This window comes from Saccharopolyspora sp. NPDC050389 (genome assembly GCF_040655595.1).
Classification (GTDB): Bacteria; Actinomycetota; Actinomycetes; order Mycobacteriales; family Pseudonocardiaceae; genus Saccharopolyspora.
This window is the reverse complement of the sequence record NZ_JBFAKG010000056.1, coordinates 19915-32835: the sequence shown is the minus strand read 5'-3', so window position 1 is coordinate 32835 and position 12921 is coordinate 19915. Positions and strand designations below refer to the sequence as shown.

The window sequence follows — 12921 nt, the reverse complement described above, 5'->3', positions numbered from 1 at the left end:
GGGGGTGGGCCCGAAAGCGCCTCCGGCGCTTGGCGGCAGCGTGCGCGGTCACGGCACGTCGGGCGCCGCAGTCACAGCCGCTCCAGGATGAAAAAGGCTCAATGGAAATCGCGGCCGGGATCAGCCGGGCAGGAAGCTCAGGCGGACCCGGCGGACCGGATTGTCCACATTGGTGTCCACCAGGCACACCGACTGCCAGGTGCCCAGCGCCATCTCGCCGCCCAGCACCGGGATCGACGCGTAGGGCGGGACGAACGCGGGCAGCACGTGGTCCCGGCCGTGGCCCCGCGAGCCGTGCCGGTGCCGCCAGCGGTCGTCGGCGGGCAGCAGGTCCCGCAGCGCGGCGAGCAGGTCGTCGTCGCTGCCCGCGCCGGTCTCGATGATCGCCAGCCCGGCGGTCGCGTGCGGCACCCAGACGTTGAGCAGTCCGTCGCGGGCCCGGGCCGAACGCAGGAACCGCTCGCACTCCGCGCCCAGGTCGTAGACGACCTCCACGGAACCGGTCCGGACCTCGATCTCCTCGCTGTGCATGGGTTCAACCGTAGGCAGCGGTACCGGAACCGGCCCGGCCGGTGCGAGGATGCCGCCATGCGTGAGGCATTCGGTGCGCGGTTCGACGTCCCGGACGGTTATCTCAACACCGCGAGCATCGGCATCCCGCCCGCCGACGCGGCCCGCGCGGTCGCCGAATCGGTGGCGCGCTGGGGGAGCGGCCGCGATCTGCCGGAGGACTTCGAGCCGGCGGTGGCCGCCGCGCGGGCGTCGTTCGCGGGGCTGGTCGGCACCACGGCGGACCGGGTGGCGATCGGAACCACCGCCTCCCAGCTCGTCGGCCTGGTCGCGGCGAGCCTCCCGGCGGGGACTCGCGTGCTGGTCGCCGAGAACGAGTTCACCAGCGTCGTCTTCCCGTTCGCCGCGCAGCCGGACGTGCGGGTGACCGAGGTGCCGCTGGCCGAGATCGCCGAGCACGCCGCCGACCACGACCTGGTCGCGGTCAGCGCGGTGCAGTCCAGCGACGGCCGGATCGTCGACCTCGACGCCCTCCGGCGGATCACCGCCGCGGGTTCGACGCGGGTGCTGATCGACGTCACGCAGGCGCTGGGCTGGCTGCCGGTGCGGCTCGACTGGGCCGACTGGGTCGTCGGCGCGGCCTACAAGTGGCTGTTGTCGCCGCGCGGCGCCGCCTGGCTGGCGGTGCACCCGGATGCGCCCGAGATCGTGCCGAACAGCGCGAACTGGTACGCCGGGCAGGACCCGTGGAGCACCACCTACGGCCTGCCGCTGCGGCTGGCCGGCGGCGCCCGCGCGCTCGACCTCTCGCCGACGTGGTTCGCGCAGGTCGGGGCGGCGGTGGCGATGGAATGGCTGGCCGGGCTCGACATGGCCGCGGTCGCCGCGCACTGCGTCGGGCTGGCCGACGAGTTCAGCGCGGCGCTGGGCCTGCCCGCCGCCGGATCCGCGATCGTCTCGGTGCAGGCGCCGGACGCCGTGTCGAAGCTCACCACGGCCGGGATCACCTGCGCGGCGCGAGCGGGCCGGGCACGCCTGTCGTTCCACCTCTACAACACCGCCGCCGACGTCGAGCGCGCGGTGCGTGCGCTGCGATGACCATCCGGGGTGTCCGACTCGTAATCAGCGCCCGCTACGGTTGGTGCTCGTGCCGGACCGACGAGGTGTGCCCGAAGAGATGACGGGAGCACAAGCCAACACGCAGCGCGAAACCACGCCGCTGCGGCGCGACAACTCGCAGATCAGACCGGATCGCGCTCCGGCGCCGCCTCCAGAAGAGGCCACCCGGCCGGCGTTCGCTCCGCCGCCCCGCCGCGATCCGCCGCCGGTGGTGCAGCCGCCGCAGGCGCACCAGCCGACGAGCCGGCAGGCGCCGGTGGCGCAGCCGCAAGCGCAGCCGGAGCCGCCACCGCGCCGAGTCACGCCGACCGGCTGGCTGTTGCGCGGGCTCGGGCTCGTCGCGATCTCGGTGCTGTCCGGGCTGATCTGGCTGACGATCAAGCCGGACAGCGAGGACGAGGCCGCGCCGCCACCGGAGGTGCCGCGCTACGAGTTCGTCCCGATCCACCGCGAAGAGGCCTTCCAGGGCTGCCAGAGCGTCTCCACGTCCAAGATCAAGAACTTCTTCCAGAAGCAGGAGTGCACGCACCTCACGCGGGCGCTCTACAGCACCAAGCTGCCCGACGGCACCCGGGTGCTGACCTCGCTGGTCACCGTCCTGATGCCGGACGCGGGCGCCGCGCAGCAGCTCAACGACCTGACCACCAAGGACGGCACGGGCAACATCCGGGACCTGGTCGACGACGGCCGGGACGGCACCAAGGGCATGCCCGCGCTGGACGACGACGCGTACGCCTCGGGCCGCCAGGACCGGCTGGTGGTGATCGGCGACTCGGCCTACTTCGACAAGAACACGCCGAACAAGGACCCGGCGCTGCTCGACGTCACCAAAGAAGTCCTGAAGCTCGGCTGGCCGCAGGAGCAGACCCCGCGCTGATCGCGGCGGCCGAGGTCAGGGCTGGCCGGGGAAGGGCTTGGCGGCCGGTTGCGTGCCGATGGTGAGCCGCCACCGGGTGGCCCGGACGGCAGCGGTGGTGAGGCCGTCGAGCGCGGTGCCGCGCAACGCGGCCTCCTCGGCGCTGGTGTTCTCCAGCACCGACCGCCAGCCGATCTCGCAGTCGCTCTCCGCCTTCACCAGCAGCCCGATCGCCGCCTTCTGGTCGCCTACCGGCTCCCCGATGTCGTACGCCGGCTGCGCCGCCGGCGGCGTCTGCTGCGCTTCGCGGATCACCCGCTCCGCGGTGTCGCGCAGCCTCCGGTGCTGCTCCATCGCGTCGCCGATCGCGCTGCGCACGCGGGGCTCGCTCACGAACGCGCTCGCCAGCCCGTACACCCACACCGCCGCGTGCTCCGCGCTCAACGCGCTGCGCAGCGCGTTGCCGGCCTCTTCCGAAAGCTCCGTCATCCGAGCACCTCCCGCAGGCTCGCGCAGCTCGCCGCGACCGATCCCAGCAGCCCGGCGCGGTAGGCCTCCAGCCCGGGCATCAGCTGGGCCGCCCTGTCCTGCGCGCCGGTCAGCGCATCGCGCAGCGCCTTCGTCGCCACGCTAGCCGAGGCCGGTGCCTGCTGCGGCGCCGGATCGGGCACCGACGGCGGGTCTTCCGGATCGCGCGGGTTGACCCGGTCGACCTCGCGCTGCATCGCGTCGGCGTGCTCGGCGCGCACGGCGGCGATCTCGCCGGCGGCGTCGGCCAGGCCCGAATGCGCCTGCGCGATCGCCTTCGCCAGCTGGGCGTCGGATTTCGCCGCGGCCGCCAGCGCCACCAGCGGGTCGGGCTCGTCGGGTGCAGAGCTGCACGCAGTGGTCAGCGCGGCGGCCGCCGGAACTGCCGCGAACAGCCGCAGCACGCTCCGCCGCCCCAGCACCGACCTGGCTTGCGAGGGGGATTCCACGTCGGCCTATCCTGCCAGGCGATCACCCGGCCGGACGCCCGGGCATCGCCCCCGGTGATCGGCACGATCCGCCGATCGTAGGGGTCCCATGCCGCGCTCGGGTGCGGGTGGACGCGATACCCTGGGCGACCGCGGCCGGCACGGACAGCACTGGTCGTGAACGTCCCGCGCGCCGACCCGGCCGCGAGACCCCGTGCCGCGATGTTTCCAGGTCTGCTCCAGACCCCGATCGGATTTTAGGGAGTGCCAACGTGTCCAGCCCGCCGCGCGGTGCGATCACCGCGCAGCTGGAGCCCGTCGTAGCCGAGGCCGTGGCTAGATCGGGCTTCGACCTCGAGGAGTTCGACGTGCAGCAGGCCGGCCGCCGCCGGCTGATCAAGGTCGTCATCGACTCCGACGACGGCGTCGGGCTCGACGAGATCTCCGACGTCAGTCGCGCGGTGTCGGAGGTGCTGGACGCGCACGAGCACGTCCTGGCCGGCTCCTACACGGTCGAGGTCACCTCGCCGGGCGTGGACCGGCCGCTGACCCGCGTGCGGCACTGGCGTCGCGCCCGCTACCGGCTGGTCAAGATCCGGTTCGCCGACGGCGAGAAGTTGGTGGCGCGGGTCGGAGAAGCCGATGATGAAGGCGTCACGGTGCTGGTCGGCGGCGACCTGCGCCGGGTGGCCTACCGTGATGTCGAACGCGCGGTGGTGGAGGTGGAGTTCCAGCAGCCACCGGCGGAGGATTTGGTCAAGCTGGAGCGGGCTGCGAGCGGCGTTTCCCAAGAGGGGGACGACCGGGAAGACACGGAGGAGTCGAGGTGAACGTCGACATCGCGGCGCTGCGGGCGATCGAACGCGACAAGGACATCCCGTTCGAGACGGTCCTGGAAGCGATCGAATCGGCACTGCTCACCGCATACCGCCACACCGAGGGGCACCAGCCGCACGCGCGGGTGGAGGTGGACCGCAAGACCGGTGTCGTGCGGGTCATCGCGCACACCCTGGCCGCCGACGGCAGCGTGCAGGAGGAATGGGACGACACCCCGGAGGGGTTCGGGCGCATCGCGGCGACCACCGCGCGGCAGGTCATCCTGCAGCGGCTGCGCGACGCCGAGCACGAGCGGACCTTCGGCGAGTTCTCCGCCAAGGAGGGCGAGATCCTCGGCGGTGTCATCCAGCGCGACGCCCGCGCCAACTCGCGCGGCATGGTCATCGTGTCGGTCGGGGACAGCGAAGGCGTGATCCCCGCCGCAGAGCAGGTGCCCAGCGAGAACTACGAGCACGGCACCCGGATCAAGTGCTACGTCGTCGGAGTGTCCCGGAGCGCGCGCGGGCCGCAGATCACGCTGTCCCGCACGCACCCGAACCTGGTGCGGCGGCTGTTCGCGCTGGAGGTTCCGGAGATCGCCGACGGCACCGTGGAGATCCCCGCGGTGGCGCGGGAGGCCGGGCACCGCTCCAAGATCGCGGTGCGCTCGACGGTCAGCGGCGTCAACGCCAAGGGCGCCTGCATCGGGCCGATGGGCTCGCGGGTGCGCAACGTGATGAGCGAGCTGGGCGGCGAGAAGATCGACATCATCGACTACTCGGACGACCCGGCGACCTTCGTCGGCAACGCGCTGTCGCCGGCCAAGGTAGTCTCGGTGGAGGTCGTCGACGAACGCACCAAGACCGCGCGGGTGGTCGTGCCGGACTTCCAGCTGTCGCTGGCGATCGGCAAGGAAGGCCAGAACGCCCGGCTGGCGGCGCGGCTGACCGGCTGGCGGATCGACATCCGCAGCGATGCCGACCCGGGCGCGTCGGCCACTTCGGCGGCTCATCCCCCGGCGCAGGAGTCCGGTCTGGACCCCGCGGTGGAGGGTCTGCCGACCGTGGGTTCGGCCGAGTAATGTCGTCGGGTTAGAATCAGAGGAGGTTCGACGCGAAGGGAGCGACAATCCGCACAAGTGTGTCCGGCGAGCATGGCGCAAGCCGTGGGCCGGTTCGTACCTGCGTGGGATGTCGGGCCCGAACGTCATCCTCTGAGCTGCTGCGTGTGGTGGCTGAGGTCGGTCGGGCGGGTCCCGTCGCTGTTCCCGATCCACGACGTCGGCAACCGGGCCGGGGAGCATGGCTGCACCCCGATCCGGCGTGTCTTCGTCTGGCCGAGCGGCGCCGGGCTTTTCCGCGTGCACTCCGTGTGCCGGGAGCCCTGGACACCTCAGCCGTGCAGGCCCACCTGGGTGCCGGGCAACCGCAGCCGGCGGCTCAAGACATGACCGACGCGGGATTCGTCCCGCGCCAGGCAACTGAAGGAAAGCAGGTCGACCCGTCATGAATCAGCCGTGAAGCTGAAGCCATGAACGCGCATCGGCGATAGGACGAGGTCGAGCGGGACTGCCGCCCGGCCTCACCCAGATGAGGAGAGCAGTGGCAGGCAAGGCCCGCGTACATGAGCTCGCCAAAGAGCTCGGTGTTACCAGCAAGGAAGTTCTGAACAAGCTCGCCGAGCAGGGCGAGTACGTGAAGTCTGCGTCGTCCACCGTGGAAGCCCCGGTGGCCCGCAGGCTGCGCGACGCGCTCGCCAAGCCCTCGGCGTCGAAGAAGAGCGACGCCAGTGGCGGCGGCAAGCCCGCTCCGGCAGAGCCCAGGCCGTCCCGCGCCGAAGCGGCGGCGCCGAAGCCTGGACCCAAGCCCGGCCCGCGCCCCGAGGGGCCGGCCGGTGATCGTCCCAAGCCCGGCCCAAAGCCGGGTCCGAAGCCGACTCCCAAGCCCGAGCCCGAGCCCGAGCCCGAGGTCAAGCCGGCCGAGCCGGCCCCCGCCTCGGCCCCGGTGGCCAAGGCCGAGCCGCGTCCGGCGGCCGGCCCCAAGCCGGGCCCGAAGCCCAGCCCGAAGCAGGGCGGCGACGGCGACGCCGGCGTGGTTCCGGCGCGCCCGAAGGCGCCCAAGCCGGGCCCGCGGCAGCCGCGCGTCGGCAACAACCCGTTCGGCGTCGGCAGCGGAGCACCGCAGCAGCGGCCGCCGCGGCCGGGCCCGGGTGGCCAGCGTCAGGGCGGCGGGCAGGGCCCCGGCCGCCAGCACGGTGGTCCCGGTGGCCAGCGTCAGGGCGGCGGTCAGGGTGCCGGCACGGCTCCGGCCGCGGGCAACGCGCCGCGCGGTGACGGTGGCTCGCGCCCGAACCCGGGCATGATGCCGCCTCGCCCGAACCCCGGCATGATGCCGCCCCGTCCGCCGCGCAGCGGTGGCGGTCCCGGCGGCGGCCGCGGTGGTGGCGGCGGCGGCCGTGGCGGACCGGGCGGCGGCGGTCGTCCCGGTGGCGGCGGTGGCGGCGGTCGTCCCGGTGGGGGCGGCGGCGGCTTCCGCGGTGGCGGTGGCGGCGGCGCGCCGAGCGGTGCTCCGGCCGGCGGTGGCTTCCGCGGTCGTCCCGGCGGCGGTGGCCGTCCGGGCGGTCCCGGTGGTCGCGGCGGTGCGGCCGGTGCGTTCGGTCGTCCCGGCGGGCCCGCGAAGCGCGGTCGCAAGTCGAAGCGGCAGAAGCGCCAGGAGTACATGGAGAACATGCAGGCGCCGTCGGTCGGCGGCGTCCGCCTCCCGCGCGGTGGCGGCGAGACCATTCGCCTGCGCCGCGGTGCTTCGCTGACCGACTTCGCCGAGAAGATCAACGCCAACCCGGCCTCGCTGGTGCAGGCGATGTTCCACCTCGGTGAGATGGTCACCGCGACCCAGTCCGTCTCCGACGAGGTGCTGGAGCTCCTCGGCCAGGAGATGAACTACAAGATCGAGATGGTCAGTCCGGAGGACGAGGACCGGGAGCTGCTGCAGTCGTTCGACATCAGCTACGGCGACCCGGGCAGCTCCGAGGACGAGCTGGCGGCGCGGCCGCCGGTGGTGACCGTCATGGGTCACGTCGACCACGGTAAGACGCGGCTGCTGGACACCATCCGCAAGACGAACGTGCAGGCGGGCGAGGCCGGCGGCATCACCCAGCACATCGGTGCCTACCAGGTCCTCACCGAACTGGAAGGCAACGAGCGGCCGATCACGTTCATCGACACCCCGGGTCACGAGGCGTTCACCGCCATGCGTGCCCGCGGTGCCAAGTCGACCGACATCGCCGTGCTGGTGGTGGCCGCCGACGACGGCGTCATGCCGCAGACGGTGGAGGCGATCAACCACGCCCAGGCCGCCGGTGTGCCGATCGTGGTCGCGGTGAACAAGATCGACGTCGAGGGTGCGAACCCGGCGAAGATCCGCCAGCAGCTCACCGAGTACAACCTCGTGGCCGAGGAGTACGGCGGCGAAACCATGTTCGTCGACATCTCGGCGAAGCAAGGCACCAACATCGACAACCTGCTCGAGGCGATCCTGCTCACCGCAGACGCCGCGCTGGACCTGCGGGCCAACCCGCACATGCCCGCCCAGGGTGTGGCGATCGAGGCCCACCTGGACCGCGGTCGCGGTCCGGTGGCCACGGTGCTGGTGCAGCGAGGCACGCTGCGAGTCGGCGACTCGGTGGTGGCCGGCGACGCCTACGGTCGCGTACGCCGGATGATCAACGAGAACGACGAGGACGTCCCCGAGGCGCTGCCGTCGCGGCCGGTGCAGGTCATCGGCTTCACGTCGGTGCCGGGCGCGGGCGACACCTTCCTGGTGGTCGACGAGGACCGGGTTGCCCGGCAGATCGCCGACCGCCGCGGGGCCCGCATCCGCGAGGCGCAGAACGCCGCCAAGCGCAAGCGGGTCAGCCTCGAGGACCTGGACAAGGTGCTCAAGGAGACCAACCAGCTCAACCTGATCATCAAGGGCGACAACTCGGGTACCGTCGAGGCGCTCGAAGAGTCCCTGATGAAGATCGAGGTCGGCGAAGAGGTCGAGCTCCGGGTGATCCACCGCGGCGTCGGTGGCATCAACGAGTCGGACATCAACCTCGCCACCGCGGAGAACACCATCGTCCTGGGCTTCAACGTCCGGGCCGAGGGCAAGGCGGCCGAGGTCGCCAACCGCGAGGGCGTGGAGATCCGGTACTACTCGGTGATCTACCGGGCGATCGAGGACATCGAGCAGGCCCTCAAGGGCATGCTCAAGCCCGAGTACGAGGAAGTCGAGCTGGGCAGGGCCGAGGTCCGCGAGGTCTTCAAGTCCTCCCGGGTCGGCAGCATCGCGGGCTGCATGGTCACCGAAGGCATCATCAAGCGCAACGCCAAGGCGCGCCTGCTTCGGGACAACGTGGTCGTGGCCGAGAGCCTCACCATCAACTCGCTGAAGCGGTTCAAGGACGACGCGACCGAGGTCCGCGAGGGCTTCGAATGCGGTCTGACCCTGGGGTCGTACAACGACATCAAGGTCGGCGACGTCATCGAGCCCTACGAGATGCGCGAGAAGCCGCGCGACTGAGCCGGTGCAGCGCAGGGGGCCGTCACTCGACGGCCCCCTGCGTGCCGGTTCGCCACCGCGGTGAGGAACACCCATGTACGTCGGTGTACTCGAACTGGACGTCCTCCTCGGTGACGTTCATTCCCTGAAGCAGAAGCGCGCTGTCGTGCGGCCCGTGGTGGCCGAGTTGCGGCGGCGCTTCGAGGTTGCCGTCGCCGAGGCCGGAAACCAGGATCTGCACCGCCGCGCGCTGTTCGGCGTCGCGGCGGTCTCCGGCGACGCCGCGCACGTGCGCGAAGTGCTGGAAGCGTGCGAGCGGTTGGTCGCCGCACGCCCCGAATTGGAACTTCTCTCCGCCCGCCAGCGCATGCTCGGGCCGGAAGACTGAACTTTCCCCGAAGGAGGTGCGCCGTGGCTGATACGGCGCGCGCCCGCAAACTCGCCAAGCGCATCGCCCAGATCGTGGCATCCGGGCTGGAGCACGAGGTGAAAGACCCGCGGCTGGCCATGGTGACGGTCACCGACGCCCGGGTCACCCCCGATCTGCGGGATGCCACTGTCTACTACACCGTGTTCGGCGACGACACCGACTACGCCTCCACCGCGGCCGCGCTGGCGAGCGCGACCGGGGTTCTGCGGTCCCGGGTCGGGCAGCAGACCGGCGTCCGGTTCACCCCGACGCTGACCTTCGTCGCGGACACCGTGCCGGACAACGCGCGGCGGATGGATGAACTGCTCGCCAAGGCCAAGGAGGCCGACGAGGAGGTCGCCAGGTTGGCTTCCGGCGCGATGCCGGCCGGCGACGCCGACCCGTACCGCGCCAGCACCGACGATGACGAGTTCGCCACCGACGGTGCAGATGTGGAGTCGTTTTCCGACGCCGATGTGCGTCGTGGGCCACAGAGTGGTTGAGTCGCAGCGCAGCATCAGGTGCGTTGGACATCGGCGGCCGGAACGGCCACCGATGTCGTGGAGGTGAACCTGTGCGCGGGCAACCCGAATCCGGCCGCACCGGCGGCGGTCTTCAGGCCGGCGTCGATCCGGTCGAGCAAGCAGTAGTCGAAGCCGCTCGCAAGCTGTCCGAGGCCTCGGACGTGACGTTGTTCGCGCACATCAACCCGGACGCCGACGCGCTGGGCAGCGCGCTGGCGCTGGGCCGGGCGTTGCGGCGGCGGGGCTGCACGGTCCGGGTGTCCTTCGGGATGCCGGAGCTGCCGCCGTTCTCGCTGCGCGATCTGGACGGCGACGGCCTGGTGGTGGCCGCGGACGAGGTGCCCGCCGCGCCGCCGGTGCTGGTCGTCTGCGACACCGGGAGCCTGCAGCGGCTCGGCCGGCTCGCCGATCGGGTCCCCGCGACGATCGCCGCAGGCGGCGACGTCATCGTGATCGACCACCACGTTTCGAACACCCGCTACGGCACGCTGCACGTCGTCGACGAGCACGCCGAGGCGACGGTGATGATCGTGCTCCGGCTGCTCGACGAGCTCGGCGCGGAACTCGATCTGCCGACCGCGCGGTGCCTCTACGCGGGCCTGGTCACCGACACCCGGTCGTTCCGCCACGCCAGCGCGTCGACGCACCGGGTGGCGGCGCGGCTGCTGGAGGCCGGGGTCGACCCGGAGGCGACGACGCGGCCGCTGCTGGACACACATCCGTTCGGCTGGATGAACATGCTGTCCGGGGTGTTGGGCGAGGCCCGGTTGGAGCCGACCGCGGCGCAGGGCCTCGGGTTCGTGCACGCGACGGTTCGGCTGGCCCATTCCGACGGCCTGCGCAGCGAGGACGTGGACAGCGTCATCGACGTGGTGCGCACGACCAGCGAGGCAGAGGTCGCTGCGGTGCTCAAGGAGACCGCGCCGGAGCACTGGTCGGTGTCGCTGCGCTCGGACAGCCGCGTCGACGTCGGCCACGCCGCGGCGGCCTGCGGCGGTGGCGGGCACCGGCTCGCCTCCGGCTTCACGGCGCAGGGACCGGCGGAGGACATCATCGCGGCGATGCGCAAGGCCCTGGACGAAGCTCCGCTACTGGACTAGGAAGCCGCCCGATTTCAGGCGAAATCGGGCGACTCTCGCGTGGTGCGGTCAGGCTCGGCGGCGGGCTCGGAAGGCCGCGACGTGCATCCGGTTCGCGCAGCGGGGGCTGCAGAAGCGCTTGGCCTGGTTCGTCGAGGTGTCCAGGAAGTAGGTGTGGCAGCCCTCGGCTCCGCAGCGCCCCCAGCGCGTCGTGCCGTGCTGGACCACACCCTGCGCCAAGCCCCACGCGGCGGCCGCCGCGACTTCGTCGACCGCCGGTGCGTCCGGGCCGGCGACGTGGACGTGCCAGTTCGGGGTGCCGTCGTGGCTGCCGTGCCCGGAAAGCCTGGGCCTGGGCGGATGCGCCGACAGCAGGGCGTTGATCTCGGCGAGCACGGTCTCGCCGTCGTTGGCCACCATCGCGTCCAGCGCCCGGCGCAGCCCGGCCCCCACCGTGCGCAGCACCGGCAGGTCATGCGCGTGGAGCCGGTCGGCCCACCACGGCTCGTCGTGGAGCGCGGCGCGCACCGCGTCGAGGCTGCTCAGATCGGCGTTGGCGATCCGCAGAGCAACGGCGGCGTAATCAGCGTTGTCCATCAGTGGTCCTTACCGTACCCTTGGCTGTCAGGCGCGAACCCGCCAATCACAGCTTACCGGGAGACAGAGTGTCGGATCTGGGGGAGCGCGTATCGCCGCGCCGAGTGTTAGCGCTCGCGGTGCCCGCGCTCGGTGTGCTGGCCGCCGAACCGCTGTACGTGCTCGTGGACACGGCCGTGGTCGGGCACCTCGGAGCGGTGCCGCTCGCCGGGCTCGCGCTGGGCGGCACGCTGTTCACCCTGGTGTCGAGCCAGCTGACGTTCCTGAGCTACGGCACCACCGCGCGCACCGCGCGGCTGCACGGTGCCGGGCGCCGCAAGGACGCCGTCGCGGAGGGCGTGCAGGCGACCTGGCTGGGCGTCAGCGTCGGCGTGGTGCTCATGCTGCTCGCGCAGCTGCTGGCCGTCCCGGTCGCGGAGCTGATGGCAGGCCCCGGGCCGATCGCCGACGCGGCAGCGATCTGGATGCGCATCGCGTTGTGCGGCGCGCCGATGGTTTTGATCACCATGGCGGGCAACGGCTGGATGCGCGGCGTGCAGGACACCGCGCGACCGCTTCGGTACGTGCTGGTGGGCAACGGTGTTTCCGCCGTGCTGTGCCCGCTTTTCGTCTACCCCTTGGGCTGGGGGCTGGAGGGTTCGGCGGTCGCGAACCTGATCGGCCAGACGATCGCCGCCGCGCTGTTCGTGCGCGCGCTGGTCGTCGAGCGGGTGCCGCTGAAGCCGGATCTCGCGAAGATGCGCGCCCAGCTCGGCCTCGGCCGCGACCTCGTGCTGCGGACGCTGGCGTTCCAGGCGTGCTTCCTGTCGGCGACGTCCGTGGCGGCGCGGACCGGCGCGGAAGCCGCAGCGGCGCACCAGGTGGTGTGGCAGCTGTGGACGTTCCTCGCGCTCGTGCTCGACTCGTTGGCCATCGCGGCGCAGTCGTTGGTCGGCGCGGCGCTCGGGGCCGGTTCCGCACCGCGCGCCAAGGGAATCGCCCGGCAGATCACCTGGTACGGCTTGCTGTTCGGCATCGTGCTCGGGTTGGTCTTCGCGGCGCTCTCCGGGCCGCTGCCGACGTTGTTCACCACGGACGGCGCGGTGTTGTCGGAGATCCCGCACGCGTGGTGGTTCTTCGTGCTCCTGCAGCCGGTGGCGGGCGTGGTGTTCGCGCTGGACGGGGTGTTCCTCGGCGCCGGTGACGCCGCCTACCTGCGGACCGCGACGTTGCTGAGCGCGGCCATCGGATACCTGCCTCTGATCTGGCTGTCGATGGCGTTCGGCTGGGGCCTGGCGGGGATCTGGACCGGGCTGAGCCTGTTCATGTTCCTGCGCCTGATCACGCTGCTACTGCGAGCCCGCTCCGGCCGCTGGGCCGTCGTCGGCGCCACCCGGGCCGAAGCCACCGCCTAGCGGCATCACGCCTGGTCACGGGGCCGTGAGTCTTTTGGGCTGCCCCCAGCTGCCCGGTCGAACACTGCGAAACGCGCCGGTATTGCCGAACCAGCAGAGTACCGCGCCGTGATCGCCGAC

14 protein-coding genes are annotated in these 12921 nt (G+C 71.9%); 10 read left to right on the top strand and 4 right to left on the bottom strand.

From position 1 onward, the window contains the following. Nucleotides 1-120: 120 nt before the first annotated feature. The gene (locus AB0I53_RS31110) at nt 121-531 is read right to left on the bottom strand and encodes a YjbQ family protein (RefSeq protein WP_132487358.1); all 411 of its coding nucleotides are present in this window, start codon (nt 529-531) and stop codon (nt 121-123) included. A gap of 57 nt (nt 532-588) precedes the next feature. Here AB0I53_RS31110 and AB0I53_RS31105 point away from each other — a divergent pair, with 57 nt between their 5' ends. Both AB0I53_RS31105 and AB0I53_RS31100 read left to right on the top strand, forming a co-directional pair. After that, entirely contained in the window at nt 589-1608 is a 1020-nt protein-coding gene (locus tag AB0I53_RS31105; RefSeq protein ID WP_358610811.1) for an aminotransferase class V-fold PLP-dependent enzyme, read from the top strand. Between the two features lie 79 nt (nt 1609-1687). Next, a complete protein-coding gene (locus tag AB0I53_RS31100) occupies nt 1688-2506 on the top strand; it encodes a hypothetical protein (RefSeq protein WP_358610806.1) in 819 nt (272 codons plus the stop codon). 15 nt (nt 2507-2521) lie between these two features. Here the strand turns inward: AB0I53_RS31100 and AB0I53_RS31095 are convergent, their stop codons facing one another. Beyond that, nucleotides 2522-2974: a ferritin-like domain-containing protein gene (locus AB0I53_RS31095; RefSeq protein WP_358610803.1), complete on the bottom strand. Its 453-nt coding sequence runs from the start codon at nt 2972-2974 to the stop codon at nt 2522-2524. After that, nucleotides 2971-3462 (bottom strand): hypothetical protein, encoded by a 492-nt coding sequence (locus tag AB0I53_RS31090; protein WP_358610800.1) that lies wholly within the window; start codon nt 3460-3462, stop codon nt 2971-2973. Before AB0I53_RS31090 ends, AB0I53_RS31095 begins: the two co-directional genes overlap by 4 nt. A gap of 251 nt (nt 3463-3713) precedes the next feature. Here AB0I53_RS31090 and rimP point away from each other — a divergent pair, with 251 nt between their 5' ends. The 7 genes from rimP to AB0I53_RS31055 all read left to right on the top strand — a co-directional run bounded on the left by rimP (nt 3714) and on the right by AB0I53_RS31055 (nt 10831). Then, nucleotides 3714-4271 carry a ribosome maturation factor RimP gene (gene rimP, locus AB0I53_RS31085; protein WP_358610797.1) on the top strand — a complete coding sequence of 186 codons (558 nt, stop codon included), beginning with the start codon at nt 3714-3716 and terminating at the stop codon, nt 4269-4271. Next, nucleotides 4268-5338, top strand: coding sequence for a transcription termination factor NusA (gene nusA / locus AB0I53_RS31080; protein ID WP_358610791.1), 1071 nt, complete (start codon nt 4268-4270; stop codon nt 5336-5338). Before rimP ends, nusA begins: the two co-directional genes overlap by 4 nt. Before the next feature lie 59 nt (nt 5339-5397). Beyond that, the gene (locus tag AB0I53_RS31075) at nt 5398-5766 is read left to right on the top strand and encodes a YlxR family protein (RefSeq protein WP_358610788.1); all 369 of its coding nucleotides are present in this window, start codon (nt 5398-5400) and stop codon (nt 5764-5766) included. A 92-nt stretch (nt 5767-5858) separates the two neighbouring features. Then, nucleotides 5859-8819 carry a translation initiation factor IF-2 gene (infB, locus tag AB0I53_RS31070; protein ID WP_358610785.1) on the top strand — a complete coding sequence of 987 codons (2961 nt, stop codon included), beginning with the start codon at nt 5859-5861 and terminating at the stop codon, nt 8817-8819. A gap of 73 nt (nt 8820-8892) precedes the next feature. Further along, nucleotides 8893-9186 carry a DUF503 domain-containing protein gene (locus tag AB0I53_RS31065; RefSeq protein WP_358610782.1) on the top strand — a complete coding sequence of 98 codons (294 nt, stop codon included), beginning with the start codon at nt 8893-8895 and terminating at the stop codon, nt 9184-9186. Nucleotides 9187-9209: 23 nt separating this feature from the next. After that, nucleotides 9210-9710 carry a 30S ribosome-binding factor RbfA gene (gene rbfA, locus AB0I53_RS31060; protein WP_358610779.1) on the top strand — a complete coding sequence of 167 codons (501 nt, stop codon included), beginning with the start codon at nt 9210-9212 and terminating at the stop codon, nt 9708-9710. Nucleotides 9711-9874: 164 nt separating this feature from the next. Then, nucleotides 9875-10831 carry a DHH family phosphoesterase gene (locus tag AB0I53_RS31055; protein WP_358610888.1) on the top strand — a complete coding sequence of 319 codons (957 nt, stop codon included), beginning with the start codon at nt 9875-9877 and terminating at the stop codon, nt 10829-10831. Nucleotides 10832-10879: 48 nt separating this feature from the next. Here the strand turns inward: AB0I53_RS31055 and AB0I53_RS31050 are convergent, their stop codons facing one another. Then, entirely contained in the window at nt 10880-11407 is a 528-nt protein-coding gene (locus AB0I53_RS31050; RefSeq protein ID WP_358610775.1) for a CGNR zinc finger domain-containing protein, read from the bottom strand. 68 nt (nt 11408-11475) lie between these two features. Between AB0I53_RS31050 and AB0I53_RS31045 the strand changes: the two genes are divergently transcribed. After that, nucleotides 11476-12801 carry an MATE family efflux transporter gene (locus tag AB0I53_RS31045; RefSeq protein WP_358610772.1) on the top strand — a complete coding sequence of 442 codons (1326 nt, stop codon included), beginning with the start codon at nt 11476-11478 and terminating at the stop codon, nt 12799-12801. The last annotated feature ends 120 nt before the right edge of the window (nt 12802-12921 follow it).